The following is a 26222-nucleotide window of genomic DNA, read 5'->3' as shown; positions in this document are numbered from 1 at the left end:
ACCTGCGCGGACGACTCGCGTACCTAGGCGGACGACACGAAGTCGAGACGCCAAATCGGCTTCCGCTGCCCCTGAGCCGCGCCTCACTCGCCAGAAAGCAGCCCCCGCCCTATCCCGGGGGGCGTCCCCTGGTCCAGTCTATCGGCACCGGCGGCTCAAAACGGGCGTCGCGGAAATCTGTGGATGACTGGCCCCGTTGTGGACAACTCGTCCACCGGCTCAGCCGCGGAAGACTGACTTGCGCTGCGAAAGCCGCTGGTACAGCGTCTGCTGGATCGACTCGCGCACCTGGTCCGTCAGCTGGAAGACCAGCATCGGGTCGTCCATGGCGTCCGGCTCGAAGGCGTCCGTGCGGATCGGCTCGCCGAACTCGATGCTCCACTTCGTCGGGAGCGGGATCGCGCCCAGCGGGCCCAGCAGCGGGAAGAACGGCGTCACCGGGAAGTACGGCAGGCCCAGCATGCGGGCCAGCAGCTTGATGTCGCCCAGCTTCGGGTAGATCTCCTCGGCGCCGATCACCGACACCGGGATGATCGGGACGCCCGCGCGCAGCGCGGCCGACACGAAACCGCCACGGCCGAAGCGCTGCAGCTTGTAGCGGGACGAGAACGGCTTGCCGACGCCCTTGAAGCCCTCCGGCCACACGCCGACCAGCTCACCCTGGCGCAGCAGACGTTCCGCGTCCGCGTTGCAGGCCAGCGTCTGGCCGGACTTGCGGGCGAACGAGCCCACCAGCGGCACCTGGAACACCAGGTCGGCGCCAAGGCCGCGCAGGTGCCGTCCACCGGTCTCGTCGTGCACCGCGACCGCCGTCATCAGGGAGTCCAGCGGCAACGTGCCCGAGTGGTTCGACACCAGCAGCGCGCCGCCCTCGGCCGGGAGGTTCTCGACGCCGTGCGTGTCGACGCGGAACCAGTTCCGGTACAGGGCGCGCAGCGGCGGGAGGAACACCGCGTCGGTCAGTTCGGCGTCGAAACCGAACTCGTCGACCGTGTAGTCGCCGGTCAGCCGGTCGCGGATGAAGCCGAGCGCGGACCTCGCCGCGGCGGAGAGCACGTCGGGTGGCGGGGCCGGCTGCTCGGCGCCGGGGAACGCGACGACCGGGGCGTCTTCCCGCGCGGCATCGGCCTCCCGCAGGTCTTCCGCGGCCGCCGCCGCGGCCTGCGCCGCCGGCTTCTCCCGGCCCGGTCCGTGCAGGGGGATGACCTGTGCCTCGGCACCGCCCACCGTCTCCGCCTCGCTTTCGAAGTCGTTCAAGTCGTGCGGTCTGCTCATCGGCTCTGCCCGGTCGCCGCAGCGACGAGCACCTTGCCGGCCAGGCCCGCCAACCGGCCACCGTCGAGCACCGGGCGCAGGCCGCGTCCGACGATGTAGTCGTCGAACGCCTCACGCGTCGTCCACCGCGGGGTGTAGCCGAAATCCTGCTTCAGCTTGGTGATGTCGACCACCCGGCCGAAGTTCAGCAGCCGCACCTGGTCGGCGGAGAAGTCGACGACACGAGCGCCGCGCAGCACCTTCCCGACCGACGGGACCACGCTCCGCGGCATCGGCAGCTCGACCCGGCCCGCTCGCCGGATCGCCTGTGAGAGCGTGAGTACCCCGTCCGAGCCGACGTTGAACACGCCGGGCTTGTCCTCGACCGTCGCACGCTCCAAAACGGACAACGCGTCCGAAGAGTGCAGCAACTGGATCCGCGCGTCGTAACCGAAAACGGTCGGGACCACCGGCAGGGCGAAATAGCGCGAAAGGACCGTGTCGGTCGAAGGTCCGATGATGTTGGCGAAGCGGAACAAAGTGGTCGTGATGTCCGGGCGGCGCCGCGTCAGGCCGCGCACGTAACCCTCCATCTCGACGGCGTCCTTCGCGTACCCGCTGGTCGACGTCGGGATGAGCTCGGAGTCCTCGGTGAACACCGCCTGCGAGCGCGCGCCCGCGCCGTACACCGCGGCGGTCGACTTGACGACCAGCTTGCGCACCAGCGGCGAACGCTGGCAGGCCGCGAGCAGCCGCATGGTGCCGATGACGTTGACTTCCTTGATGGCCGTGCGACGGCCGGGCCCGGCGGGGTGCGCGGTGCACGACGCGTGCACCACAGTGTCCACTTCGGCCGTGCTGATCACCTTGGCGATCAACGGGTTCCGGATGTCCGCGCGGACGAACTCCGCGTGGCCCATGCGCTGCAGCACCGTCTTGTCCGGCGGAACCGTGTCGACGCCGATGACCCGCTCGAAGTCGGGGTTGTTGCCGAGCCGGGCGAGCAGTTTCCCGCCCAGTTCCCCGGCGACCCCGGTGACGAGCACGATGTTCGACGGCATACGGCTCCCTGTGGCGTAGGGCGAGTGGGGGACGTGCGATCACCCGAGGTGCGCGAACCTGCACTCACTGGAAGCATCGCGCGCGGGACATTGAGATGTTACCGCTCTTCAGTGGTAGTCCCAGGGTGTCTTACATGCTATTAACCGCTACGCCCCGAAAAGCGATGAACGCCTCACTCGAACAGGGGAGGCACGCCCACCACATGGACGTGGCCCGCCCAGAGACTGGACGGGCCACGGCTACGCTCGGCTGAGCCGGGTTACTACTTGCCGGCCTTACGACGCTGCACTCGCGTGCGGCGAAGCAGCTTGCGGTGCTTCTTCTTCGACATGCGCTTACGGCGCTTCTTGATCACAGAGCCCATGGGCGCTCCTTAGTTCGTCGTCGGTCACGCTGCCCGGCGCAGCGTCCAACGGGTGGAGCGCACAGGCACGAGCGGTTTTCCAGGTTACCCGCCACGTTGCGCGGGCCGGTCGGCGGGCACGTCCAAGCCCCGCGCGCCGCTGGCGGCGGCGTGCCTGCCGACCTGATCAGCCCACGTCGTAATACGCACCCTGGAGGTACTCGTGCACTGCTTTCTCCGGCACCCGGAAGGACTTCCCGACCCTTACGGCGGGCAGCTCACCCGAGTGCACGAGACGGTAGACGGTCATCTTGGAGACCCGCATCAGCGTGGCCACCTCGGCGACCGTCAGGAACTGGACCTGCCCGACTGCCGGCAGATCCTCCTTCTTGTTCGGCGACATTTTTACCGCGTCCTTAGACACGTGTCGCGCCACGAGGCTTCCCCACCTGTGGTATCGACACGCACGTGCTCTATCGAGAGTAGCGGGACTGGTGGGACTAATGCGACGCCTGTCACCGAGATGGGCTCCTACCAGCGCTAACGCACAAGCACTCGCGCGTGCAACTCCAGCCCCACGGAGAACGAAACCCCCCATCCGGGCGAATCCGGGCACACCCAGGGGGCCTGCCCGGCGCCGGGACTAACCCTCGTGGGCCTTCCCCAGCGCTTCCGAGCGGTCTTTGGCCGCCTCGATGGCGTCCAGCAGCGCCGCGCGGACGCCGTGCTTCTCCAGCTCGCGGATGGCGTTGATGGTCGTGCCGGCCGGGGACGTCACGGCCTCGCGCAGCAGCACCGGGTGCTCCTCCGACTCGGCGAGCATCTTCGCCGCGCCGACCGCCGACTGGATGATCAGCTGCCCGGCCAGCGCGCGCGGCAGGCCCAGCAGGATGCCGGCGTCGATCATGGCCTCGACCAGGTAGAAGAAGTAGGCCGGACCGGACCCGGACAGCGCCGTGACGGCGTCCTGCTGCCCCTCCGGCACCTCGACGACCTGGCCGACGTGCGAGAGCAGGTCCCGGACCACGGCCAGGTGCTCGGCGGTCGCGTGGCGGCCCGCGGACATGGCGCTCATGGCCTCGCCCACCAGCATCGGCGTGTTCGGCATCACCCGCACCACGGGCACGCCCTCGGCCAGCCGGCGCTCGTACAGCGACGTCGGCAGCCCCGCGCAGAGCGACACGACCAGCGACGACGGCCCGAGCAGCGGCGCCAGCTCGTCGAGCACCGGGTCGATGTCCTGCGGCTTGACGGCCACGACGAGCACGTCGGCGCGCTTCGCGGCGTCCTCGACCTCGACACCGCGGACGCCGTAGCGCGCCGTCAGCTCCTCGACGCGCGCCGGGTACCGCTCGGTGAACAGGAGGTCGCCCGGCTCGTGACCGCCGTGCAGCAGCCCCGAGAGCAACGCCTCGCCGATCTTGCCCGCACCCAGCACCGCGATGACCGTCATGGCGTCAAGCGTGCCAAACGCCCCTCAGCGGCCCGGTGCCGGGCCTAGACGATCGCTCAGCCGCCCGGGGCCGGGGCTAGACCCAGCTGCCGCGCCTGGCACACCAGCCGGCCCTGCGCGTCGATCACCGTCGCGTCTGGGTCGAACCACCACTCGCGCGCCGACCAGGACCCCACGACCCCGCTCAGCCGCCCGACGCCGGAGCAAGACCCACCTGCCGCGCCTGGCGACCAACCGGCTTTCCGAGCCGACCACCGTCGTGTCCAGGTCGAACCACCACTCGCGCACCCGACGGGACAAGACGACCCCGGCTCAGCCGCCCGAGGCCGGGGCGAGACCCAGCTGCCGCGCCTGGCACACCAGCCGGCCCTGCGCGTCGATCACCGTCGCGTCCGAGTCGAACCACGACTCGTGCACCGACCTCGACTCGACGATCACCCGCAGCCAGCCCGGGGCCGGGCGGGTGCGCAGCAGCGCCGTCAGCTGCACCGTCGGCGCCCAGCCGATCCGGCCCAGGTTCATCACCACCGGCGGGTTGACGTCCGAGGCCAGCAGGGTGAAGTACGGGTCGACCAGGCCGTGGCGCGGCCGGACCCACAGCCGCATCCGCGGCGGCTCGCCGGTGCGCCCGGACAGGTAGCCCGCGGTCGCCGGGTCGAGCCGGACGTCGCAGCCCTTGGCCAGGTTGAACGGGCCTTCGGGGCTCTCCGGCATCGTCAGCGCCCCCGGAGCGGGCTCGGCGGGCATCGACGGCACGTCGGTCCACTCCGGGCGCCGCATCGGCAGCCGCCCGGTGGTCACGCGCGCCTCGACGCAACTGCGGCCGCGCTGTTCCAGCCGGACCTCGACGACCGTGGCGCGCCGGCCGACCTTCCGGACGTCCGTGCGCAGCAGCACCGGGCCGAGCGCGGGCGCGTGCAGGAACTCCGCGCTGACGACCAGCGGCTCGGCGTGCGGCTCACCACGTTCCTGGAGCGCGGCGATCCCCGCCTTGGCCAGCAGGGCCAGGAGGAACCCCCCGTGCGGATGGGTCCCGATGGCCCACTCCGCGCGCAGCACCGCGGTGAAGGTGCCGTCCCCCATCGACCGCGTCGCGGTCGCCGTGTCGAAGGACACGGCGATGCCGTCCGTTGCGCTCACGAACGCGCGGCCCCGTCCGTGGCCACCGTCCCGAGCGGGGAAAACGGGTCCTGACCGGGGGCGGTGGAGATCAACGACAGCAACGGGTTCACAGTCGGAACTTTACGTGTTCGCCTGCCCGTTTTGGAGGCGGGCGTCGTGGTGCGTGCTCAGTTACTGCCCGAGGTGGAAGCGGGCGAACAGCAGCGCCTCGGCGAGGTCGCGGACGCGCTGGGCCTGAGTCAGGGCGTGCCGGGTGTTGATCTCCAGCACGATCTGGCCGGCGAAACCGTTGCTGACCAGCTTCTCCAGCAGCGCGGCGCACGGCTGGCCGCCGCGGCCCGGCACCATGTGCTCGTCCTTGGGGATCCCGGTGCCGTCGGCGAGGTGGACGTGCGTGAGGCCCTCCCCCATCCGCTGCGCCAGCGCCAGCGCGTCCATCCGCGCCGCCGCGGTGTGCGACAGGTCGAGCGTGTAGTGCCGGAACCCCACGTCGGTGGGGTCGATCGACGGCCGGAACGCCGAGACGCGAGCGTTCTTCGACCCGCCCGGCGGCCGGACCTTGAACATGTTCTCGACGGCGATCTCGACGCCGCTGGACGCCTCCAGCTCGTCGACGAGGTCACCGAACGCGTCGCCGTAGCGGCGCTGCCAGCGGAACGGCGGGTGCACCACCACGGTCCGCGCGCCGAGCTCCACGGCGGCGTCGACCGACATCCGCAGCCGCACCACCGGGTCCGGCGACCAGATCCGCTGGGTGATCAGCAGCGACGGCGAGTGGATCGACAGCACGGGCACGCCGGTGCGGCGCGACCAGCGGCGCAGGGCCGTGACGTCCTGGCTGACGGCGTCGGCCCAGACCATCACCTCGACGCCGTCGTAACCGAGCTCGGCGGCCAGCTCGAACGCCGAGCCGGCCTTGAGCGGCCACACCGACGCCGTGCTGAGCCCGACGGGCACCGGCTTCTCGTCTGTCACGCCGGACATCCTGCCTCGTCACCGAGGGTGGGCCGCACCGCCGGGCCGGGAAGGGGACGCAGGTCTCATCCCCTACCCGCGATCAGCGTCCTACCAGCAACAACGCCGCCGGTGAAACGGTCACGACCAGGCCGACCAACACGGCGAGCACCGTCGTCTGGAGGTCTTCGGCGCGGCGGATCTTCCGCACGATCCAGACCAGCGCGACGACCACCAGCAGCGCCGCGACCAGCGCGGCGGCCGGGAGGTTCACCCACAGCCAGTTGAAGCCGAGCCAGACGGCCGCGCCGCCGACGACACCCAGCGCGAGCTGGCCGGCCAGGCCCAGCCACTGCTTGCCCGGCGAGCCCGCCGGCTCCGGCTCCACGGCCGGCTCCGGCTCGTCGTCGTACTCGTCGTCCTCGTAGCCGTCGGCCTGCTCGTAGCCGTAGTCGTCCTGCTCGAAGTCCGGGCCGCCGGGCGGGTAGCCGGGCTCGGCGAACTCGCGCTCGTACGGCTCCAGGTCGTCCGGGATCGGTGCCCGCGAGGCCCGGTCGCCGCCGGGCGCGAACGGCATCGGCGGCGGGTACGTGCCGGTCGGCGGGCCCGCGTCGTAGGCGGCCTGGTAGCCGCTGCCTTCCGGGGCGAAGCCGTCGTCGGGCTCGAAGTCGTCGTCGGGGTAACCGTCGTCCGGGGTGTCGGTGGGCACCACCGGCATGACGCCGATCTCGGTGTCCTCCATCTGCTCCTTCTGGCGGCGCTTGCGCCAGTTGGCGAGACCCGCGGGCGTGGAGATGTCCGGGATCTCGGCCGGCTTCCCCTTCCGCGGCGGGGGCGGCGGCTCCTCGTCGGGGACGGCCGAGAACTGCTCGGTGTACGCCTCCTGCTTCGGCTGCGGACGGCGGGCCGGACCCCGGCGCGGCGGGCCGGGCGGCGGCGGCGGCGCGAACGTGCCACTGGGCATCGGCGGCGGGGGCGGCCCGTCGATGTCGGCGTCCGGGGTGCCGTTCAGCCCGTCGAGACGGGCCGACAGCGGGCCGCCGGGCGGCGGGGTCGGCAGCTGCTGCGAGGGCTGCGGTGGCGGCGGGCGACGCCGGACCGGCGGCACGGCGGCGCGGGTCTCCTCGGCCGCCGGGGGCGGCGGTGTCGGCAGCTGCTGGGACGGCTGTGGGGGAGGCGGCTGACGGCGCGGTGCGGCGCGAGGAGGCACCGGCAGCTGGGCCGACTCCTGCGGCCGCGGCGGGGCCGGCGGCGGCGGTTCCTGGGGCGCCGGGCGGGTGAACTGCCCGGACTCCTGCGGCGGCCGGGCGTACTGGCCCGAGTCCGGCGGGACCGGACGCGCGTACTGACCGGACTCGGCGCCGCCGGGGGCGGGCCGGGCCGGGGGCTGCGGCGGACGCGGCATCTGCTGCGAGTCCTGCGGGACGGCGCGAGGCGCGGACGGCGGCGGGGCCGGCGGCGGGGCCGGCGGCTCGGAGCGGCGCCGTCCGGTGGGCCGGGCGGGCGGTGCGGGCGGCGGCGGGCCCCCGCCCTCGTTGGCGACCCGGTCGATGATGGCCTGCGGGCCGGTGTCGCTCACGCCCGGACGCCGGTGCGACCCGGTCGTCGGGGGTGCGGGCGGCGCCTCGGGGGTGCCGGGCTCGTCGTCGTCATCGGCCGCGCGCCGACGGCGACGGCGTCCGCCGTCGACCTGCGCACCGTGCTGGGCGAGCAGCTCAGCCACGGTCTTCTGCGGCTGGTCGCCTCCGGTCTGGTCCGTCATACCTGGTAATCCCCCGCGCGCCCCGAGTTGTCACGGCCGGCACCTCGGGAAGAGGTTCCCGACGGCACGCCGGCGGCGCAGCGCGCGCTGTACGTCGTCCTCTGCATGTCCGTCACCTCTCCATCGTGCCCGTGCTTCCAGCAAAACACTGTCTTGGGTGAAGTCCAGTCGTCTGCTTTCACCGGTCCTCCTGTGCGCCGAAACGCGCCGCGAGGGCGGCTCCAGTTTCATCCGCGCCGGTGGAATGGTCCAGCCGCCGCAGGATGACACCTTCTCGCAGAGCCCACGGGCAGATCTCGAGTTCCGGCAATCCGAGCGCCCGCATCGTGGCCTGCGCGACGAGCGCGCCCGCCACCAGCTGGTGCGATCGACTCGAACTGACCCCCTCGAGCTGGGCCAGATCGGCCGAGGGCATCCGCGAGATGAAGGCCAGGAGCTGGCGCAATGCGGTGTCGGAGAGCGTACGTCGCACTCGTGGGCCCGCCGCCGAGGGGGCGGCACCGGTCAACCGGGCGAGTGACCGGAACGTCTTCGACGTCGCGACGACGCGGTCGGGTTCACCCCATTTGGTGACTTTCCGCGCCAGTTCGGTGAGCTGGTCGTCGAGCCACGCCGAGGTGGCGACGAGCTCCGAGCGCGTCGGCGGGTCGTGCCGGAACCGGGTGCGGGTGGTGCGGCCGGCGCCCAGCGGCAGGGATTCGGCCAGCACGGGCTCTTCGTCGCGGCCCATCGCGACCTCCAGCGAGCCGCCGCCGATGTCGAGCACCAGCAGCTGGCCCGCCGACCAGCCGTACCACCGGCGGACGGCGAGGAAGGTCAGGCGGGCTTCGTCGATGCCGGAGAGGACCCGCAGCTCGACGCCGGTTTCGTCGGCCACGCGGGCCAGCACCTTCGCCGAGTTCTTCGCCTCGCGGACCGCGGACGTGGCGAACGCCATGACCTCTTCGCAGCCGAGCCGGACGGCGGCGGCCTTGGCGGATTCGACGGCGGTCACGAGCTCGTCCGCACCGGTCCTGCTGAGGTCTCCGGTGCGGGTGATCCGCTCGGCCAGCCGGAGCACGGACTTCTCGGAATGCATCGGCGTCGGGTGGGCGCCACGGTGGGCGTCGACCACGAGAAGGTGGACGGTGTTGGAACCGACGTCGAGTACCCCTAGGCGCACGGGGGTCCAGCGTACCGGCCCGAGCGTCAGGTCTCGAACATGTAACCAACAACACTCGGTGCGGTACCGCCCCGGCGCGCCTCCACACCGGGGCGATACCGCCCAAAGTGGACTTCTACGTCTCGAACTTGTAGCCCAGGCCGCGCACCGTCACGAGGTGACGCGGCGAACCCGGGTCCGGCTCGATCTTGGAGCGCAGGCGCTTCACGTGGACGTCGAGGGTCTTGGTGTCGCCGACGTAGTCCGCACCCCACACCCGGTCGATGAGCTGGCCGCGGGTCAGCACCCGGCCGACGTTGCGGAGCAGGTACTCGAGCAGGTCGAACTCCTTGAGCGGGAGCGACACCTCCCCGCCGTCGACGGTCACGACGTGCCGTTCGACGTCCATCCGCACCGGACCCGCCGAGAGCACCAGCGGGGCCAACTCGCCTTCGGAGCCGGGCTCCCCGCCGCGGCGCAGCACCGCGCGGACCCGGGCGATCAGCTCACGCGCCGAGTACGGCTTGGTGACGTAGTCGTCCGCGCCCAGTTCCAGGCCGACGACCTTGTCGATCTCGCTGTCCCGCGCGGTCACCATGATCACCGGCACGGCGGAGCGCTGGCGCAGCTGCTTGCAGACGTCGGTGCCGCTCATGCCCGGCAGCATCAGGTCGAGCAGGACGATGTCGGCCCCGTTGCGGTCGAACTCCTCGAGCGCCGCCTGGCCGGTGCCGGCCACCGCCGCGGTGAACCCTTCCTTCCGCAGCAGGAAGGCGAGCGGGTCGGCGAACGACTCCTCGTCTTCGACGATGAGAACCCTGGTCACAGGTTTCCTCCATGATCTGGGCTTTCCTGCCCGGTAACCACGAGCCTCTGGGTGCGCTCGGGGGTCTTCTCCTGCCGTGGTGCCGGCGAGGTCTTGGCGGCCCGCGCCGGCTCGATCGCCGGTTCGGGCCGGACGTGCGCGGGGATGCGGAGGGTGAACGTCGAGCCGGTGCCGGGACGGCTCCACAGCCCGACCGAGCCACCGTGGTTGGCCGCGACGTGCTTGACGATGGCCAGGCCGAGGCCGGTACCGCCGGTGGCCCGCGACCGGGCCTTGTCGGCGCGGTAGAAGCGCTCGAACACGCGCTGCTGCTCGTCCTCGGCGATGCCGATGCCGCGGTCGGTGACGGCGATCTCGACCATCCCGTCGGCGAGCCGCCGGCTGATCGACACCGGGCTGCCGGCCGGCGAGTACGCGACGGCGTTCTCCAGCAGGTTCGACAGCGCGGTGACCAGCAGCGTCCGGTCGCCCTCGATGAGCAGGCCGCTGGCCGGGTCGGTGGTGATGCTGATGTCGGCGGACTCCGCCGAGAGCGTCGTGCGGCCGAGTGCTTCGCGCACGACCGCGTCGACCTCGACGACGTTGAGGTCGGGCAGCCGCTCGGCCCCCTGCAGCCGGGACAGCGCGATCAGCTCGGTGACGAGCTGGCCGAGCCGGGTGGACTCGCGCAGGATCTTGCCGCCGAAGCGGCGGACCTCCTCGACGTCCTCGGCGGCGTCGAGCACGGCCTCGGTGAGCAGCGCGATCGCGCCGACCGGGGTCTTGAGCTCGTGGCTGACGTTGGCGACGAAGTCGCGCCGCACGGCCTCCAGCCGGATGGCCTCGGAGTGGTCGACCGCCTCGACGACGGTGAAGCCGTCGCCGAGGGGCCGGACCTGGCCGAGCACCGCCTCCGGCTGGCGGCCGCGCGCTTCCAGCGGCGAGAGGTCGATCTCCATCGGCTCGTCGGTTTCGACGACCTGTTCGGCGGCCTTGCGGGCCCGCGGGTCGGCCTGGTTCACCCGGACGAGGCCGAGCTCGTAGGCGCGCGGGTTGTGCAGCACCATGTCGCCGAACTTGTTGAGCACGACGACGCCGTTGTGCGAGGACCGGACCAATCGCTCCAGCAGCTCCGCGACGGTCGGGCCCGGCGGCCGGGTCTCCTCGCGGCGGATCCGCGCCCGCGCGACGAAGTAGCCGACCACCACACCGGCCACCAGGGTTCCGATGGCCAGTGCGAGTGAAACAGGCGTGGTCACAGGCCGATCGTAAGCTGTGATGTGGCCCTTCGGCCTAGCGTTGTCCGCCTTGTCGTGAGCACCGCGACACCTGGCGACGACTTGTTCGCCGCGGTGTCAGCCCGCGTTCACCCGGCCGATTCCCGAGCGAGACATTCCGGGTGAATCAGTGCTCTCGTTCGAGTGTCGCCAGATCGTCTTCCGTGAGCACCAGCGCCGCCGCGGCGACGTTCTGCTCGAGGTGCGCGAGATCACCCGTGCCCGGGATGGCGAGCACGTGCGGGCCCTGGTGCAGCGTCCACGCGAGCCGGATCTGCGCCGGGGTGGCGTCGTGGCGCTTCGCGACCTCCGCGACCCGCGCGTCCTCACCCGTTCCGCTGGCGACGGCGAAGAACGGCACGAAGGCGATGCCGCGCTCGCCGCACATCCGGACGATCTCGTCGTCCTCCCGGCGCGCGGTGAGGCCGTACTGGTTCTGGACGCAGACGACCGGCGCGATCGCCAGTGCTTCGGCGAGGTGTTCCGGGCCGACGTTGGAGATGCCGAGTTCGCGGATCAACCCCTCCTCGCGCAGTTCGGCGAGCGCGCCGAACCCGTCGGCGAGGGAGCCGTCGCCGCGGTCGAGGCCTTGGCCGATCCGGTAGTTCGCGACGTCGAGGTGGTCCAGACCCAGCTCGCGGAGGTTCTCCTCGACCTGGGCCCGCAGCTGCTCCGGACGCGCGGTGTAGAACGCGCCGGTGAAATCGCGGCCCGGGCCGACCTTGGTGGTGATCGTCAGGTCGTCGTACGGCCACAGGGCGCTGTTGATGAGCTCGTTCGCCGAACGCGGGCCGGCGAAGTAGAACACCGCGGTGTCGATGTGGTTGACGCCGAGCTCGACGGCGCGGCGGAGGACCGCGATGGACGTCTCGCGGTCGCGGACGCCGCCGTCCGAAGTGGACATCAGGCGCATCGCGCCGTAGCCGAGCCGGTTGACTTCGAAGGAGCCGAGCTTCCAGGTGCCCGCCGCGGCGGCGGGAAGGGTGTTCGTGGTCATGGCTCCAGCTTCGCCGGGCGGACTCGCCACCACCGGTTTTGGCAATTTGCTGCCAGACTGGAATGCGTGGAGAGAGTCAGTGACGTCGTCGTGGTGCGCGGTGAGGCCGAGCTGTTCGAGCGGACGGCCCACCTGTTCGCGGCCGCGACGGAGGTTTCGTGCGCGGCCCGCGACCTGCACACCTGGTCGGTGGCGCACCCGAGCATGCCCGAGCGGGAGCGGGCGGTGCGTGACATGAACGTCCGCAAGATGTACCTGCCCGGCGTGCTGTTCGACCCGAAGCTGGCCGAGCACCTGCGGTTCATGGCCACGCAGGGCGCCCGCATCCGGATCACCGAGCGCGAGGTCAACGAGACGATCCTGCTGGACCGCCGGATCGCGATCGTGGCCGGCGACAACGTCGGCGGCGTCCGCAGCTACACCGTCGTCAGCAGCCCGGAGCTGGTCCAGGGCATCCAGTCGTTGTTCGAGGCGGCCTGGGCCGGCGGCACCGACCTCGAGTCCTACCAGGCCCGGTTCGCCGAGCTGGGCGCGCGCGAGATCCTCGTGCAGCTGGCGTCCGGCTGCAAGGACGAGACGGCGGCGCGGGCCCTCGGCGTGGGCGTGCGGACCTACCGGCGGCGGGTGGCGGAGCTGATGGAGCTCCTCGGCGCGTCGTCGCGGTTCCAGGCCGGAGCGCGGGCCCGCGAAGCCGGGCTTCTGTGAGGCGAGCGCTGCCGGCGCTGGTACTGGTCCTGCTCACGTCGGCGTGCTCCACGGCGGTTTCCGGCACGGCCAAGCCGCTCGACGGCAACCTCGCGGTCGTCGACGGACCCGGGACGGCCGCCGCGCTCGACGCGGTGAAGACGGCGGCCGAGGCGGTCTTCAGCTACGACTCGGCGAACCCGGCCGCGTTCGACCAGTCCGTCGCGGCGAACGTGGCCGGAGCCGCGAAGCAGCAGCTCGCGACGCTGTTCGACGCGGTCAGGAAGAGCCCGCAGCCGGTCCACCTGACCACGCGCGTCGTGCGGAACGCGGCGATCGAGCTGACCGGCGACCGGATCCGGGAACTGGCCGTGCTGGAGCAGGTCAACGGGACCTCGAAGGGCCTGGCCACGGCCGCCCTCACCGCGGTGAAGACCGACCATCGCTGGCTGCTCTCCGACCTGGCCGTGAACCCGGCGAAGCCGCCGCCGGTCCCGCACCCGGACGACGGCAGCCCCGCCGGCGTGCGGGATGCGGCGCTGGCCGGGGCGCGCACGGTCACGGGCGCGCTGTTCACGACCGACAGCGGCGACCCGGACGGCTCGTACGCCCGGGCCGAAGCGGTCGCGGCCGGGCCGCTGCTGAGCGACTACCGCGCGAAGAAGGCGGCCTACGTCGACGCGATCCGCAAGAGCGGCACGAAGGTCGCGCTCGGGCCGGACCCGGTGGCCGGGGTCACCGCTCTGACCGGTGGCACGGCCGGCGTGCTGTTCTTCACGACGCTCAAGGTGACCGGCGCGGACGGCAAGCCGGCCGACCGGCCCTTCACGGCTTTTCGGAAGTGTGGGTCAGCGCCCCTGGTTGGCGACCGCGGCCGCGGCTTCCTTGGCGGCGTCGGGGTCGAGGTACTCGCCGCCCGCCTTCACCGGCTTCAGGTCGTCGGTGAGGTCGTAGCGCAGCGGGATGCCGGTCGGGATGTTCAGGCCGGCGATGTCCGCGTCCGAGATGCCGTCGAGGTGCTTGACGAGCGCGCGCAGCGAGTTGCCGTGCGCGGCGACCAGCACGGTCTTGCCCGCGCGCAGGTCCGGCACGATCTCGGACTCCCAGTACGGCAGCAGCCGCGCGACGACGTCCTTGAGGCACTCGGTCAGCGGCGCGTTGTCGCCGAGGTTCGCGTACCGCGGGTCGCCCGCCTGGCTCCACTCGTCCTTCGGGTCGATCGCCGGCGGCGGGGTGTCGTACGAGCGGCGCCAGAGCATGAACTGCTCCTCGCCGAACTCGTCCAGCGTCTGCTTCTTGTTCTTGCCCTGCAGCGCGCCGTAGTGGCGCTCGTTGAGCCGCCAGTCGCGCTTGACCGGGATCCAGTGCCGGTCCGCGGCGTCCAGCGCGATGTTCGCGGTCGAGATCGCGCGCCGCAGCAGCGAGGTGTGCACCACGTCGGGCAGCAGCGCGGCCTCGGACAGGAGCCGGCCGCCCCTGCGGGCTTCACCTTCACCCTGCTCCGAAAGCGGTACGTCGACCCAGCCGGTGAACAGGTTTTCCGCGTTCCACGTGCTCTGCCCGTGACGCAGCAGCACCAACGTCCCAAGTTCCGCCATGCCGTTAGCCTGCCAGAACGGACCAGCGGGCCGACTGGTGACCCGCCGCCCTACAGAGAGTGTGTTACCTGCGAGTAACACCTTCACTCCATGACGAGACAGCGTGCCAACAAGGCGTGAAAACAGTGCAACTTGCTGCACTGCGTTATCGGTCCGCGCAAACTTCACCCGAACGGACTAGTGTGTAGTCTTGTGATTACAGGTCGAGTTCTGACAGGTTGACTACGTCCCGAGCGGCCGGATTCCACGCACTCCCCGGCCGGTTTCGGGCTTTGACCGCGGCTCGTCTCCCCCCTGCCGAGCCGCGGCCCGCCGGCCCCGTTGGCACCCCCCTCGTCACCGGGTCCTGATCGGCGGGAACTTCAGCGGGGCGGCTCGAGATCGCGACTCCCCCCTCCCTCGAGCCGTCCCGCCTGCCCGCTTCACGCCTCGGGCGTCACCGGCGCCGGCTCCGGACGCGCACCGCGGCGACGCCGGTTCAGCCACCAGCCCAGCCACGCGAGCGGGCCGACGACGAGCAGGAACGGCGCGATCGCGCCCAGCACGGTCAGCAGGCCGCCGCCGAAGACGAGGAACGCGTCCCAGCCGCCGGCCAGCCCACCCAGGAATCCACTGTGGTCTTCCGCGGCCGGCGGCGGCGCGGCCACGCTCCGGATGCTCATCGAGACGGTCGACATGGCGACACTGCCCGCGAGCGAATTCCGTTGCTGTTCGAGGGATTCGAGGGTCGCTTCGCGACTCGTCAGCTCGCTTTCCACCGAAGCGATCTCCGACACCGAAGTCGCCTTCGCGAGCAGCGCGCGGATCCGCTCCACGGACGCCCGCTGGGTCGCCAGCCGCGCTTCGACGTCGACGACCTGCTCGGTGACGTCCTGGGTGTTCATCTCGCGCTTCACCAGGCTGGTACCCAGGTGCGAGAGCTGGTCGAGCACCCCGTCCAGCTTGTCGGCGGGCACGGCCAGGCTGAGCGTCGCGGAGTCCTCGCCGGTGCTCTCCTGCCCGGTGTACCCGCCGGCGCCCTGCGCGATCCCGCGGGCCTGGGCGACGACGTCGGTGACCTTCGTGGCGGTCAGGTCGAGCCGCGCGCTGCGGGACAGCTTGCGGTCGCTCGCCCCGGCCTGCGGCGCGGGGACCTGCCCCTTGTTCTGCTCGACCTTGCCGTTGCCGCCGGTGCCCTGCTGCGGAACGGCCGGCGCGGGGCCGACACCGGCCCTGTCCGCCGAGGACGGTGCCGACGAGCTCTCCGCCGAGCAGCCGGCCAGCACGAACGCCACCCCCGCGACCGCGAGCAGGGTTCTCCATCGAGTCCGCATCCTGCGTCTCCCTCCAGTTCGACTGGCGGTGAGACGGATGTCCGGTTCAGCCCCGTTGCACGGGCCGGGTCACGACTCGGTCAAGCCCGGTTCGTGCGGCTTCGAGGGTTCGACGAGGTGCTTGAACGCCTGGAGGTTGGCCAGGGACTCGCCGCGGGAGACGCGCCAGTCCCACTCGCGCTTGATCGACGTCGCGAAGCCGATCTCCAGCAGCGTGTTGAAGTCGCCGTCGGCGGCCTCGAGGACCTGGCCGAGCACCTTGTCGAGCTCCTCGGCGCTCAGCGTTTCCTTGCCGAACCGGCCGACCAGGTAGATGTCCCCGAGACTGTCCACTGTGTAGTGCACGCCGTAGAGCTTCGCGTTGCGCCGCAACAGGAATCGGTAAACGTCCTCATGGGACTCGTCGGGGCGCCGGCAGACGAACGCCTCGACGGAGAACGCGTGGTCGCCGTCGACGAGCCACGCGTTGGTCTGCAGCTTCTTGGTGCCGGGCAAGGTGACGAAGTACTTTCCCGGGCCACGCCGGTCGTAGCTCAGCTCCGCGTCGTCCAAAGTGGACTTGATCAGCTCGTCGAGACTCACACCGCCACCTCCTCGCGCAGATCCAGGGCGTGCCGGAACGCGCTGGTGGCCTGAGCATAGATGTCGAGCAGCGCGTCCGTCGTACGACGCCAGGAGAAGTGCCGCGCGTGCAGGACGGCGTTGGCCCCGAGCTCCGCGAGCCGGTCCGGGCGCAGCGCGACCGCGGCGAGCGCGTCCGCCCACTCCTCGGCACCGTGCCCCGGCACCAGGAGGCCGGAGACGCCGTGCGGCACCGCGACCGGCAGTCCGCCGACCTCGGCGGCGACCACCGGCGTGCCGCAGGCCTGCGCCTCCAGCGCGACCAGCCCGAACGACTCGTTGTAGCTGGGCACCGCGACGACGTCGGCCGCGCGGAACACCCGGGCCAGCGCCGGTCCCGGCTGCGGCGGCAGGAACCGCACCTGCGCCTCGATGCCGAGCGACACGGCCAGTTCGCGCAGCGCCTGCGGCTGCTCCAGGCCGCTGCCGGACGGCCCGCCGACGATCAGCACGACCAGCTTCGACGCGAGTTCGGGACGCCGTCGCAGCAGCGCCTCGGCCGCGTACAGCAGCACGTCCGGCGCCTTCAGCGGCTGGATCCGGCCGGCGAAGGCCAGCACGACGGCGTCGCCGGGCAGGCCAAGCTCGGCGCGCGCGACGTCCTTCGAGCCCGGCGTGAAGCGTTCGAGGTCGACCCCCGGCGGCACGGCGTGCACCGCGTGCGGCGCGGCGCCGTAGAGGTCGATGAGCTGCCGCGCTTCGACCGCGGTGTTGGCGACCAGCCTGTCCGCCTCCGCGACCACCTGCTCCTCGCCGATCACGCGGACACGCGGCTCGGGCTTGTCCCCCTCGGCGAGCGCGGCGTTCTTCACCTTGGCCAGGGTGTGCGCGGTGTGCACCAGCGGCACGGACCAGCGGTCGCGGGCGAGCCAGCCGACCTGGCCCGAGAGCCAGTAGTGCGAGTGGATGAGGTCGTAGTACCCGGGCTCGTGGAAGGCCTCGATGCGCAGCACGCCGGAGGTGAACGCGCACAGCTGCGCGGGCAGCTCGTCTCGGCTCAGCGGCTCGAACGGGCCCGCCTGCACGTGCCGGACGGTCACGCCCGGCGCCAGCTCGGCCTTCGGCGGCTGGTCCGACGCCGTCGCGCGGGTGAACACCTCGACCTCGACGCCGCGGCGGGCCATCTCGACCGCCGTCTGGCTGACGTAGACGTTCATCCCGCCCGCGTCGCCGGTCCCCGGCTGCTCGAGCGGCGAAGTGTGCACGGACAGCACTGCTACCCGGCGCGGCGCAGCACGGAACCCCCGGATGGAGCTGGTCACCTGGTCGTCTCCTGCGTTACGTCAGCATTCCTCGGCGAACTGGCGGAGCACCGCGTCGAACTCGTCCGCGGTCTCGGCGAAGGGCGCATGCCCCCCGTCAAGGAACCAACGCCCGGTGGCACCCGGAATCTTCCCGATCGTGTGCTCCGCCGTCGAAGGGTCGATCACGCGGTCCTGGGAACCGTGCACGACGAGGGTGGGTTTGTCGATCGCGGCCAGCACTTCGTCACCGCCGATGTCCCGGCGGAACAGGGCCGCGCGGACCGAAGGGGGCACGCTCAGAGAAGCCCCGAGCAGGGCCTGGACCTGCGCTCCGGGCACCGGGCCGCCAGCCATGTCGCGGCTGAAAGCGGTGAGGGCCGGGACCGCGATGTCCGGATCGTCCGAAAGCATCGCCCGCATGTGCTCGCGCATCAGCGGGCCGACGCGCCCGCCCGGCCGGTCGCGGCCGATCTCGGTGATCGCGCCCACGAGCACGATGCCGCGCAGCCGTGCGGTGCCGTGCATCCGGATGTGGTCGGCCAGCACCAGGCCGCCGTACGACCAGGCGACGACGATCGCGCCGGGGCCGGCGAAGTCGAGCACCGCGGCGAGGTCGTCGGCCCAGACCAGCGGGTCGTCGTACCCGGCAGCGGGGACGTCGGACGCGCCGTGCCCGCGCAGGTCCATCGCGACCAGGCGGAACCGTTCGGTCAGCGCCGGGTCGGCCAGCTGCGCCGCCCAGCAGCCGGACGACTGCGCCCAGCCGTGCACGAACACGATCGGCCTGCTGTTCCCGGCACCCTCGACCCGCAGGCCGAGCCGCGTCCCGCCGTGCCCGACGACTTCGGTCCGCATCGGCTACTTCGCGCCCAGCGCCTGCCACGCCGACCAGGAGTAGTTCCAGTCCTTGACGTCCGAGGCCATCGGCGCGCCCAGCTTGGAGCCGGTGATCTCGACCGGGTCGCCGACCAGCGCCGAGTCGAAGTAGTCCTTGGCGTCGGCCTCGAGCAGGTTGACACAGCCGTGGGAGTTGTTGGTCTTCCCGATGTTGGCCGCGTTGTCCTGGTTCTCGTGGATGTACTCGCCGTGGTTGGAGAACCGGCAGGCCCACTTCTTGTTGACGTTCGTGTAGCCGTAGCGGGCGTTGTCGAAGACCGCCGTCGGCTCCTTGCTCATCACGATGTAGGTGCCGTTCGGGGTGTTGCGGTCGACCTCGGCGTCCAGCCCGTTCGCGCACGGGTAGCTCTTGACCTGGGAACCGCCGCGGTAGACGCGCATCTGGTGGTCCGGGGTGTTGACCTTGACCACCTGATTGCGGCCGATCTTGAACTTCGTGGTGACGTCGGCCTTGCCGTACGCGCCGCCGCCCAGCTCGACGCCGTACAGCTTCGCCTCGACGCTCACCGTGATGTTCTGCGGCCAGTACTCCTTCGGCCGGTAGTCGACCTGGCTGTCGGACAGCCAGCCCCAGGCGCCTTCGACGTTCTTGTCCGTCTTCACGGACAGGGCCTTCTCGACGGCCGCGCGGTCCTTGACCGGCGAAGCGAACTTGACGCTGATCGGCATGGCCACGCCGACCTGCTGGTTGTCGGCCGGGTTCAGCGTGGCGCGGACCTGCTTGGCCGGGCTGACCGTGCTGAACGTGCCGGTGAACTCGACCGGCTTGCCGTCGCTGCCGGTGGCCTTGGCCGCATAGGTGTACTTCTTGCCGTAACCGAGCGGCTCGGAACTGGTCCAGCTGAGGCCGTCGGGCGCGGTGTCGCCCTTGACGTCCTTGCCGCCGTCGGCGGTGACCTTGCACTCGGTGAGCTTGCCGTCCGCGACCTTGATCACGACCGGCTTGAGCACGGAGGCGTCCTTGGCGTCGACGGCCGGCTCGGCCGTGATCTTCGCCACCGGCTGCGCGCCGCCACCCTCGCCGTCGGCGTTCGCGGCGCCGGTGGGCAGCGCGGTGCCGTCGTTCGTGCCCGAACACGCCGCGACGACCACCGCGGCCCCGGCCGCGAGAGCCGCCTTGAAGACCAAGCGCCGTTCGATCACGTATTCCTCCCGAGTTCCCCCACTGACCAGCGGCTCAACGCACCCTTAGCGCTGGTTACGGGCCCGACGTTACCTGTCGAAAGGTAAAGACCATCCGATCAGGTGGATATCACCGTTGTCGACAAAGACGTCCGTGACACGTCCAGGTTGCCCGTTTCGGCTCAAATGACGCAGTTGATCAGGAGCGGCTCGGGGTGCAGCCGGACGCCGAACCGCTCGTACACGCCGTCGCGGACCTCGCGGGCCAGCGCGAGCAGGTCCGCCGTCGTCGCCTCGCCGCGGTTGGTCAGCGCGAGCGTGTGCTTCGTCGACAGCGAGACGCGGTTCCCCGGCCCGGGGTAACCCTTGGCGAAGCCGGCGCGCTCGATCAGCCAGGCCGCGGACAGCTTGACGCCGCCGTCGGCCGGGTACTGCGGGACGGTCCCCTCGACGCGGTCCGTGATCCGCTTCAGGACCGCTTCGGCGTCGGCGGCCGGGACGATCGGGTTGGTGAAGAACGAGCCCGCGCTCCACGTGTCGTGGTCGTCGGGGTCGAGCACCATGCCCTTGCCGCGACGCAGCCCGAGCACGGCGTCGCGCGCGTCGGCCGCCGGGACGCGCTCGCCGATCTCGACACCGAGCGTGCGCGCGAGTTCGGCGTAGCGGATCGGCGCGGAGAGGCCGTCTTCGCGGATCTCGAAGCGGACCGAGAGCACCACGCCGGTGTCGGTGCCCTTGAGGATGCTGGTGCGGTAGGCGAAGCCGAGGTCGTCGGCCTTGAGCGTGCGCACTTCGCGCGTCACGCGGTCGTACAGCTCCAGGGAGACGATCGACTCGGCGACCTCGCAGCCGTACGCGCCGACGTTCTGGATCGGCGTCGCGCCGACGCTGCCCGGGATGCCGGAGAGGCATTCGAGCCCGCCCAGGCCGGCGTCGACCAGACCGGCGACGAAGGCGTCCCAGTTCTGGCCGGCCTCGACCTCCACGACGTTCCCGTCACGCCGCCAGCCGGTGTTCGCCACCTCGACCAGCGTGCCGTCGAAGCCCGCGTCGCCGACCACCAGGTTGGAGCCGCCGCCGAGCAGCAGCACCGGCTCGCCCGCCGCGTCGGCCTCGCGGACTGCCGCGACGAGGTCTTCGCTGGTCACGGCGCTGACGAACCGGCGAGCCGGGCCGCCGAGGCGCAGCGTGGTGTACGCCGAGAGCTTCGGGAGTGCGGGAGTACGGGCGGAGTTCACGCGTCTGACGGTACTGTCCGGCTCATGGGATCCCGGATCGAGCACCGTGCTGACTTCGCCGCCGATGTCGCCGCCGTGTACCCCGCGGTGGCCGGTGAAGAAGCACTGCGGGCACGCCTGGACGAGCTCGGCGGCCACGGCGCGGCGCTGCTCGCGTACGAGGTCTCCGAGAAGGGCCTGCGCTACCAGCTGCGGCAGGGCATCAGCGCCGACAAGCTGCCGCAGGCGGTCCGGACGCTGCACAAGGGCGACCTGATGGTGACCCGCACGCAGATCTGGCAGCCCTCCGGCGCGGAGTACCAGGGCAAGGCGTCGGTCGAGGTCGGCGGCGTCCCGGGTGAGATCACCGCGCGGACGGCCCTGCTGGCCGACGGCGGCAAGACGGTGCTGCGGACGAGCGGCGAGGTGGTCGTGCGGATCCCGTTGTTCGGCGCGAAGCTGGAGAGCGTGATCGCCGAACAAGTCACCAAACTGCTGGACCGCGAAGCCGAATTCTCCGCGAAGTGGCTGGCCGACGCCGCCTGAGCCCGGTCGGCGCGCCGACCAGAGGAACGACCAACCCCAACCGCCTGCGCCGGGTCGACCGGTGGATCGCCACCGCGCCCCCGACGACCCGCTTGCTGCGCGCGGCCGCGGATCCCCTGGTCGTCGACCTCGGTTACGGCGCGTCCCCGGTGACCACGGTGGAGCTGGCCCGCTGGCTGCGCCGGGTCCGCCCCGACGTCCGGGTGCTGGGCCTGGAGCTGGACGCTGCGCGGGTCGCCGCCGCGCAGCCCGCCGCGTCGCCGCCGCTCCTGGACTTCCGCCGCGGCGGCTTCGAGCTGGCCGGCACGCGCCCGGTGCTCGTCCGGGCGTTCAACGTGCTGCGCCAGTACGCGGAGCACGAGGTCGCGGGCGCGTGGCAGCTGATGCTGGAGTCGATGCCCCCTGAAGGGCTCTTGGTCGAGGGCACGTGCGACGAGATCGGCCGCCTGTCGACGTGGGTCCTGGTGTCCCGCGACGGCCCGGTCTCGCTGACCCTGTCGGTGCGGCTCGCCGGTCTGGACCGGCCGTCGACGGTGGCCGAGCGGCTGCCGAAGGCGCTGATCCACCGGAACGTCCCGGGTGAGCGCGTCCACGAGCTGCTGTCCACGCTGGACGCCTGCTGGGCGGCCGCGGCCCCGCACCAGGCGTTCGGCGCCCGCTCCCGCTGGCTGGAGACGGTGCGGCTGCTGGGTTCCCGCGGCTGGCCGGTGCTGGGCCCGCCCGGGCGTGTCCGGCTCGGCGAGCTGAGCGTGCCGTGGGCCGCCGTCGCCCCGATCGCCCCCTAGAACTGCTTGTTCACCGGCCGCACCCCGCTGCGTCACCCGTAGGTGACCTGCGGTGATCACCATTGAGCCGTGGAACTCCTGGGGCACGTCACCGAGCTGCTGCGCGGCGCGCTGGGCTCGCCGTGGCTGTGGGTGCTCGTCTTCGCCGTGTCCGGGTTGGACGCGCTGCTGCCGTTCATGCCGAGCGAGACGACCGTGGTCACCGTCGCCGTGCTGCTCGGGCCGGATCCGGCGCAGCTGGGGCTGCTCGCCGCCGTCGCGGCCGGCGGGGCGTGGGCCGGCGACTGCCTCGGGTACGCCGTCGGGCGCACCGCCGGGCCGCGGGCCGTCGAGCGGCTGCAGCGCGGGGAGAACGGGCGGCGCCGGTACGAGTGGGCGCGCGAGCAGGTGCGGCGCAACGGCGGCCTGCTGATCATCGCCGCCCGCTACCTGCCCGGCGGACGTGTCGCCAGCGCCCTCGCCAACGGCAGCCTCGGTTACCCGCCGCTGCGGTTCGTGCTGCTGGACGCCGCGGGCGCGTCGATCTGGGCGGTCTACAGCGTGCTGATCGGCCTCGCCGGCGGCGTCACGTTCGCCGACGACCCGGTGAAGGGCCTGTTGCTGTCGTTCACCCTCGGCCTCGGACTGGTGGTCGCGATCGAGGCCGGGCGGCGGCTACGGTCGGCCCATGCGGGAAGCGATCGACATCCACGCGGACGCGCTGAAACGGGCGGCGCTGAAAGCCGGGCCGACGGCGCCGGTCCGGAACTGTCCGAAGTGGACAGTAAGTGACCTGGTCGCGCACATCGGGTTCGTGCACGGCCTCGCGGTCAGCCTGGCCGTGAACCGGCCGGTGAAGCCGGTGCCGCCCGACGACTGGGCCGATCTGCTGGGTTGGTGGGACGGCCAGCGCCTGGCCATGCGCGAAGCCTTCGGCCAGGCCCCGGAAACCCCGGCGTTCTCGCCGTACCCGGGCTTCGAGGTGACGGTCGGCGACTGGACGCGGCGGATGGCCCACGAGACGGCGATCCACCGCCTCGACGCCGAATCCGCGCTGGACGACGTCCCGCCGACGCGGTTCTCGCCGGAGTTCGCGAACGACGGTATCGACGAGTTCCTGACGTTCCTCACCCCGCGCCGGGGCATCACGGCCGACGTGCGCGTCACCACGCCGGAGCGCACGTGGGCGTTCGGCGAGCCGAACGCCGAGGTCTCCGGCGCCGCCGACGACGTCTACCGGGCGCTGTGGGGCCGTCCGCACCAGGCGTCCGTCACCGGTGACCTCGAACCACTGGCGGCACCCTGAAGAACGGCGGGGGACAATATCCGGCGTGACCGCTCCCGAACGCCGCTTCGTCATCACCTTCGGCTGCCCCGACCGCACCGGCATCATCGCCCGGATCTCCGGGTTCCTCGCCGAGCACGGCGGCTGGATCGTCGAGGCGGCCTACCACACCGACCCGGACACCGGCTGGTTCTTCACCCGCCAGGTCGTCCGCGCGGACTCGCTGCCGTTCGACGCCGCCGGGCTGCGCGCCCGGTTCGCCGAGGTGGCCGCGGACCTGTCCGCGGACTCGAGCTGGCAGGTCAGCGACACCGGTGAGCGGCGCCGCGCGGTCGTGCTGGTCTCGAAGGCCGGGCACTGCCTGTACGACCTGCTCGGCCGGGTCGCGTCCGGCGAGCTCGACGTCGACATCGCGGCGGTGATCGGCAACCACGAGTCGCTCGCCGACATCACCCGCGCGCACGGCATCCCGTTCCACCACGTGCCGTTCCCGGCCGGCGACAAGGCCACGGCGTTCGAGCAGGTGCGCAAGCTGGTCGACGAGCACGACCCGCACGCGGTCGTCCTCGCCCGGTTCATGCAGATCCTGCCCGCCGAACTGTGCCGCGACTGGGCCGGCCGGGCGATCAACATCCACCACAGCTTCCTGCCGTCGTTCGTCGGCGCGAAGCCGTACCACCAGGCGCACACCCGCGGTGTGAAGCTGGTCGGCGCGACCTGCCACTACGTCACCGCGGACCTGGACGCGGGGCCGATCATCGACCAGGACGTGATCCGCGTGGACCACGGCGACTCGGTCGAGGACATGGTCCGCAAGGGCCGCGACATCGAGAAGGTCACCCTCGCGCGCGGCCTGCGGTGGCACCTGGAGAACCGGGTGCTGGTGCACGGCAACCGGACCGTGGTGTTCTGACCGGTTGCCGTGCTCGGCCGTCACGCCCCGATGGTCGAGGCGTCGATGACGAACCGGTAGCGCACGTCGGAGTTCTCGACGCGCTCGTAGGCCTCGTTGACCTTGTCGGCCGAGATGGTCTCGATCTCGGCGCCGATGCCGTGCTCGGCGCAGAACTCGAGCATCTCCTGGGTCTCGGCGATGCCGCCGATCATCGACCCGGCCAGCACCTTGTTGCCGCCCAGCAGCGAGAAGGCGTTGTAGTTCAGCGGCTCGCCGGGCGCGCCGACGTTCACCATCGCGCCGCCGACCTTCAGCAGGCCGAGGTAGGCGTCGATCGGCAGCTTGGCCGACACGGTGTTGAGGATGACGTCGAACTTGCCCTTGAGGACGTCGAACGTCGACTCGTCACTGGTCGCGTAGTAGTCGGTCGCGCCGAGCTTGAGGCCGTCCTCCTGCTTCTTGAGGCTCTGGCTCAGCACCGTCACCTCGGCGCCCATCGCGGCGGCGATCTTGACACCCATGTGCCCGAGCCCGCCGAGGCCGATCACGGCGACCTTCTTGCCGGGGCCGGCACCCCAGTGGTGCAGGGGCGAGTAGGTGGTGATGCCCGCGCACAGCAGCGGCGCGGCCACGTCGAGGTCGATGCCTTCCGGGATGCCGCAGACGAAGGCGTCCTTCACGACGATCTGGTTGCTGTAGCCGCCGTAGGTGTTCTCGCCGTCGAAGCCGACGCCGTTGTACGTCTGGACGTTGCCCTTGACGCAGAACTGCTCGGTGCCGGCCTGGCAGTACTCGCACTCACCGCAGGAGTCGACCATGCAGCCGACACCGACGCGGTCGCCGACCTGGTACTTCGTGACGTCCGAGCCGACCGCGGCGACCACGCCGGCGATCTCGTGACCGGGGACCATCGGGAAGATGGCCTGGCCCCAGTCCTCCTTGGCCTGGTGGATGTCGCTGTGGCAGATGCCGGCGAAGGCGATGTCGATCAGTACGTCGTTGGCGCGCAGGTCACGGCGCTCGATCGTGGTCGGCGCGAGCGGCGCACCCGGCGCCGGTGCGGCGATGGCGTGCGTGGTCGTGCTCATGGAACCCTCCAAGTTCAAGTACCGTTGTCCTCGTAAGAGGTCTCTTACATGGTCTACGTAAGAGGGGTCTTACATATTTCGAGCGAGAGATGTGATCCAGGTCATGGGCGGCAAGTACCACCACGGTGATCTCCGGGCCGAGCTCGTGCGCGTCTCCCTCGACCTGATCGCCGAGCAGGGGCTCGCCGGGTTCTCCGTGGCGCAGGTGGCGAAGCGGGCGCAGGTCAGCCCGGGCGCGCCGTACCGCCACTTCGCGACGCGGGAGAGCCTGCTCGCCGAGGTCGCGTGCCACGTCGCCTGCCAGCTCGCCGACCGCGTCTCGGAAGCGACCACCGCCCACGACGACCCCGCCGACGCCCTGGCCGCGGCGGCCGGCGCCTACACGCGGTACCTGATCGAGCGGCGCGCCGGGATGAACGTCATCTACGCCGACGGCCTCCAGGGTCCGGACCACGCGGAGCTGCACGAGCAGACGCGCCGGCTGACCGACCAGTTCCTGGTGCTGTGCCTGACCGTCGCGCCCGACCCGCCGACCGGGCTGGAGCTGATGGAGCAGCTGTTCACCCAGGCGCACGGGTACGGCACGTTCCAGCTCGACGGCATCTTCTCGAAGCAGGGCTATTCGGTGGACCAGGTCGTGGCGAAGTCCACGGAGGCCGCGCGAATCGCGATCGCGGGCCGGGCTCTGGGCTAGCTCGGTGCTGGTGCTCGCGGATCGGCCGGGCAACAAAAGGCGTTCCTGCGGTCTTCGCTATGGGAGCCAGCCGCTCGACGCTGC

28 protein-coding genes are annotated in these 26222 nt (G+C 71.5%); 7 read left to right on the top strand and 21 right to left on the bottom strand.

The features are described from left to right. Positions 1-219: 219 nt before the first annotated feature. The 12 genes from ACGFMK_RS04040 to ACGFMK_RS03985 all read right to left on the bottom strand — a co-directional run bounded on the left by ACGFMK_RS04040 (position 220) and on the right by ACGFMK_RS03985 (position 12170). Positions 220-1275: a lysophospholipid acyltransferase family protein gene (locus ACGFMK_RS04040; RefSeq protein WP_392758229.1), complete on the bottom strand. Its 1056-nt coding sequence runs from the start codon at positions 1273-1275 to the stop codon at positions 220-222. Further along, positions 1272-2315, bottom strand: a complete 1044-nt coding sequence (locus ACGFMK_RS04035) for an NAD-dependent epimerase/dehydratase family protein (protein WP_392758227.1) — start codon at positions 2313-2315, stop codon at positions 1272-1274. The genes ACGFMK_RS04040 and ACGFMK_RS04035 overlap by 4 nt, the downstream gene beginning before the upstream one ends. A 263-nt stretch (positions 2316-2578) precedes the next feature. Continuing rightward, the gene (locus ACGFMK_RS04030; protein WP_007030867.1) at positions 2579-2680 is read right to left on the bottom strand and encodes a 30S ribosomal protein bS22; all 102 of its coding nucleotides are present in this window, start codon (positions 2678-2680) and stop codon (positions 2579-2581) included. A 166-nt stretch (positions 2681-2846) separates the two neighbouring features. Next, positions 2847-3062, bottom strand: coding sequence for a helix-turn-helix domain-containing protein (locus ACGFMK_RS04025; protein ID WP_013222402.1), 216 nt, complete (start codon positions 3060-3062; stop codon positions 2847-2849). 240 nt (positions 3063-3302) lie between these two features. Next, positions 3303-4112, bottom strand: coding sequence for a pyrroline-5-carboxylate reductase (gene proC / locus ACGFMK_RS04020; protein ID WP_392758225.1), 810 nt, complete (start codon positions 4110-4112; stop codon positions 3303-3305). Between the two features lie 312 nt (positions 4113-4424). After that, positions 4425-5195, bottom strand: coding sequence for a thioesterase family protein (locus ACGFMK_RS04015; protein WP_392758618.1), 771 nt, complete (start codon positions 5193-5195; stop codon positions 4425-4427). Positions 5196-5405: 210 nt separating this feature from the next. Continuing rightward, a complete protein-coding gene (locus ACGFMK_RS04010) occupies positions 5406-6218 on the bottom strand; it encodes a sugar phosphate isomerase/epimerase family protein (RefSeq protein ID WP_392758223.1) in 813 nt (270 codons plus the stop codon). Between the two features lie 73 nt (positions 6219-6291). Then, positions 6292-7950, bottom strand: coding sequence for a hypothetical protein (locus tag ACGFMK_RS04005; RefSeq protein ID WP_392758222.1), 1659 nt, complete (start codon positions 7948-7950; stop codon positions 6292-6294). Between the two features lie 178 nt (positions 7951-8128). Next, on the bottom strand, positions 8129-9112 hold the full coding sequence (locus ACGFMK_RS04000) for a Ppx/GppA phosphatase family protein (protein WP_392758220.1): 984 nt from the start codon (positions 9110-9112) through the stop codon (positions 8129-8131). A 115-nt stretch (positions 9113-9227) separates the two neighbouring features. Beyond that, the gene (locus tag ACGFMK_RS03995; protein ID WP_285482158.1) at positions 9228-9917 is read right to left on the bottom strand and encodes a response regulator transcription factor; all 690 of its coding nucleotides are present in this window, start codon (positions 9915-9917) and stop codon (positions 9228-9230) included. Further along, positions 9914-11155, bottom strand: a complete 1242-nt coding sequence (locus ACGFMK_RS03990) for a sensor histidine kinase (protein WP_392758218.1) — start codon at positions 11153-11155, stop codon at positions 9914-9916. Before ACGFMK_RS03990 ends, ACGFMK_RS03995 begins: the two co-directional genes overlap by 4 nt. Positions 11156-11300: 145 nt before the next feature. Further along, positions 11301-12170: an oxidoreductase gene (locus ACGFMK_RS03985; RefSeq protein ID WP_392758216.1), complete on the bottom strand. Its 870-nt coding sequence runs from the start codon at positions 12168-12170 to the stop codon at positions 11301-11303. A gap of 66 nt (positions 12171-12236) precedes the next feature. Between ACGFMK_RS03985 and ACGFMK_RS03980 the strand changes: the two genes are divergently transcribed. Further along, on the top strand, positions 12237-12875 hold the full coding sequence (locus ACGFMK_RS03980; protein ID WP_392758214.1) for a DNA-binding response regulator: 639 nt from the start codon (positions 12237-12239) through the stop codon (positions 12873-12875). A gap of 163 nt (positions 12876-13038) precedes the next feature. On the opposite strand, the gene ACGFMK_RS03975 is transcribed toward ACGFMK_RS03980, so the two are convergent. The 8 genes from ACGFMK_RS03975 to ACGFMK_RS03940 form a co-directional block, all read right to left on the bottom strand. Further along, a complete protein-coding gene (locus ACGFMK_RS03975) occupies positions 13039-13431 on the bottom strand; it encodes a hypothetical protein (protein WP_392758212.1) in 393 nt (130 codons plus the stop codon). A 271-nt stretch (positions 13432-13702) separates the two neighbouring features. Then, entirely contained in the window at positions 13703-14452 is a 750-nt protein-coding gene (locus ACGFMK_RS03970; RefSeq protein ID WP_392758210.1) for a phosphoglyceromutase, read from the bottom strand. A gap of 422 nt (positions 14453-14874) precedes the next feature. Continuing rightward, entirely contained in the window at positions 14875-15765 is an 891-nt protein-coding gene (locus ACGFMK_RS03965) for a DUF4349 domain-containing protein (RefSeq protein WP_392758209.1), read from the bottom strand. 69 nt (positions 15766-15834) lie between these two features. Further along, entirely contained in the window at positions 15835-16347 is a 513-nt protein-coding gene (locus tag ACGFMK_RS03960) for a YbjN domain-containing protein (protein WP_392758208.1), read from the bottom strand. Beyond that, complete coding sequence (mshA, locus tag ACGFMK_RS03955; protein WP_392758206.1) at positions 16344-17648, bottom strand: D-inositol-3-phosphate glycosyltransferase; 1305 nt, start codon at positions 17646-17648, stop codon at positions 16344-16346. The genes ACGFMK_RS03960 and mshA overlap by 4 nt, the downstream gene beginning before the upstream one ends. A gap of 21 nt (positions 17649-17669) precedes the next feature. Beyond that, complete coding sequence (locus ACGFMK_RS03950) at positions 17670-18485, bottom strand: alpha/beta fold hydrolase (protein ID WP_392758205.1); 816 nt, start codon at positions 18483-18485, stop codon at positions 17670-17672. Positions 18486-18488: 3 nt separating this feature from the next. Then, entirely contained in the window at positions 18489-19670 is a 1182-nt protein-coding gene (locus ACGFMK_RS03945; protein WP_392758203.1) for an Ig-like domain-containing protein, read from the bottom strand. 161 nt (positions 19671-19831) lie between these two features. Next, complete coding sequence (locus ACGFMK_RS03940) at positions 19832-20887, bottom strand: UDP-N-acetylmuramate dehydrogenase (RefSeq protein WP_392758202.1); 1056 nt, start codon at positions 20885-20887, stop codon at positions 19832-19834. A 24-nt stretch (positions 20888-20911) separates the two neighbouring features. Here ACGFMK_RS03940 and ACGFMK_RS03935 point away from each other — a divergent pair, with 24 nt between their 5' ends. The 5 genes from ACGFMK_RS03935 (at position 20912) to purU (ending at position 24374) form a co-directional block, all read left to right on the top strand. Next, positions 20912-21412 (top strand): DUF2505 domain-containing protein, encoded by a 501-nt coding sequence (locus ACGFMK_RS03935; RefSeq protein ID WP_392758201.1) that lies wholly within the window; start codon positions 20912-20914, stop codon positions 21410-21412. Beyond that, positions 21391-22197 carry a class I SAM-dependent methyltransferase gene (locus ACGFMK_RS03930; protein ID WP_392758199.1) on the top strand — a complete coding sequence of 269 codons (807 nt, stop codon included), beginning with the start codon at positions 21391-21393 and terminating at the stop codon, positions 22195-22197. Before ACGFMK_RS03935 ends, ACGFMK_RS03930 begins: the two co-directional genes overlap by 22 nt. A 69-nt stretch (positions 22198-22266) precedes the next feature. Continuing rightward, the gene (locus ACGFMK_RS03925) at positions 22267-22968 is read left to right on the top strand and encodes a DedA family protein (RefSeq protein WP_392758197.1); all 702 of its coding nucleotides are present in this window, start codon (positions 22267-22269) and stop codon (positions 22966-22968) included. Continuing rightward, positions 22865-23482 carry a maleylpyruvate isomerase family mycothiol-dependent enzyme gene (locus ACGFMK_RS03920; protein WP_392758195.1) on the top strand — a complete coding sequence of 206 codons (618 nt, stop codon included), beginning with the start codon at positions 22865-22867 and terminating at the stop codon, positions 23480-23482. The genes ACGFMK_RS03925 and ACGFMK_RS03920 overlap by 104 nt, the downstream gene beginning before the upstream one ends. Positions 23483-23507: 25 nt before the next feature. Then, positions 23508-24374, top strand: a complete 867-nt coding sequence (gene purU / locus ACGFMK_RS03915) for a formyltetrahydrofolate deformylase (protein WP_392758194.1) — start codon at positions 23508-23510, stop codon at positions 24372-24374. A gap of 20 nt (positions 24375-24394) precedes the next feature. Here purU and ACGFMK_RS03910 read toward each other — a convergent pair whose 3' ends face one another. After that, positions 24395-25444 (bottom strand): NAD(P)-dependent alcohol dehydrogenase, encoded by a 1050-nt coding sequence (locus ACGFMK_RS03910; protein WP_392758192.1) that lies wholly within the window; start codon positions 25442-25444, stop codon positions 24395-24397. 91 nt (positions 25445-25535) lie between these two features. On the opposite strand from ACGFMK_RS03910, the gene ACGFMK_RS03905 reads away from it, so the two are divergent. After that, positions 25536-26138: a TetR/AcrR family transcriptional regulator gene (locus ACGFMK_RS03905; protein WP_392758191.1), complete on the top strand. Its 603-nt coding sequence runs from the start codon at positions 25536-25538 to the stop codon at positions 26136-26138. Positions 26139-26222: the final 84 nt, after the last annotated feature.

It is taken from the genome of Amycolatopsis sp. NPDC049252, assembly GCF_043197175.1.
Lineage (GTDB): Bacteria > Actinomycetota > Actinomycetes > Mycobacteriales > Pseudonocardiaceae > Amycolatopsis.
The sequence above is the reverse complement of the archived record's forward strand: the minus strand, read 5'-3'. Positions and strand labels throughout refer to the sequence as shown.

What these genes read in the sequence shown, in the direction of transcription:
- ACGFMK_RS04015 (WP_392758618.1), bottom strand. Translation starts at nt 5,195, where the DNA reads ATGGGGGACGGCACCTTCACCGCGGTGCTGCGCGCGGAGTGGGCCATC.
- ACGFMK_RS04030 (WP_007030867.1), bottom strand. Translation starts at nt 2,680, where the DNA reads ATGGGCTCTGTGATCAAGAAGCGCCGTAAGCGCATGTCGAAGAAGAAG.
- ACGFMK_RS04040 (WP_392758229.1), bottom strand. Translation starts at nt 1,275, where the DNA reads ATGAGCAGACCGCACGACTTGAACGACTTCGAAAGCGAGGCGGAGACG.
- ACGFMK_RS03950 (WP_392758205.1), bottom strand. Translation starts at nt 18,485, where the DNA reads ATGCGGACCGAAGTCGTCGGGCACGGCGGGACGCGGCTCGGCCTGCGG.
- ACGFMK_RS03920 (WP_392758195.1), top strand. Translation starts at nt 22,865, where the DNA reads ATGCGGGAAGCGATCGACATCCACGCGGACGCGCTGAAACGGGCGGCG.
- ACGFMK_RS04010 (WP_392758223.1), bottom strand. Translation starts at nt 6,218, where the DNA reads ATGTCCGGCGTGACAGACGAGAAGCCGGTGCCCGTCGGGCTCAGCACG.
- ACGFMK_RS03910 (WP_392758192.1), bottom strand. Translation starts at nt 25,444, where the DNA reads ATGAGCACGACCACGCACGCCATCGCCGCACCGGCGCCGGGTGCGCCG.
- ACGFMK_RS03970 (WP_392758210.1), bottom strand. Translation starts at nt 14,452, where the DNA reads ATGGCGGAACTTGGGACGTTGGTGCTGCTGCGTCACGGGCAGAGCACG.
- ACGFMK_RS03965 (WP_392758209.1), bottom strand. Translation starts at nt 15,765, where the DNA reads ATGCGGACTCGATGGAGAACCCTGCTCGCGGTCGCGGGGGTGGCGTTC.
- proC (WP_392758225.1), bottom strand. Translation starts at nt 4,112, where the DNA reads ATGACGGTCATCGCGGTGCTGGGTGCGGGCAAGATCGGCGAGGCGTTG.
- ACGFMK_RS04005 (WP_392758222.1), bottom strand. Translation starts at nt 7,950, where the DNA reads ATGACGGACCAGACCGGAGGCGACCAGCCGCAGAAGACCGTGGCTGAG.
- ACGFMK_RS03935 (WP_392758201.1), top strand. Translation starts at nt 20,912, where the DNA reads ATGGGATCCCGGATCGAGCACCGTGCTGACTTCGCCGCCGATGTCGCC.
- ACGFMK_RS03985 (WP_392758216.1), bottom strand. Translation starts at nt 12,170, where the DNA reads ATGACCACGAACACCCTTCCCGCCGCCGCGGCGGGCACCTGGAAGCTC.
- ACGFMK_RS04035 (WP_392758227.1), bottom strand. Translation starts at nt 2,315, where the DNA reads ATGCCGTCGAACATCGTGCTCGTCACCGGGGTCGCCGGGGAACTGGGC.
- ACGFMK_RS04025 (WP_013222402.1), bottom strand. Translation starts at nt 3,062, where the DNA reads ATGTCGCCGAACAAGAAGGAGGATCTGCCGGCAGTCGGGCAGGTCCAG.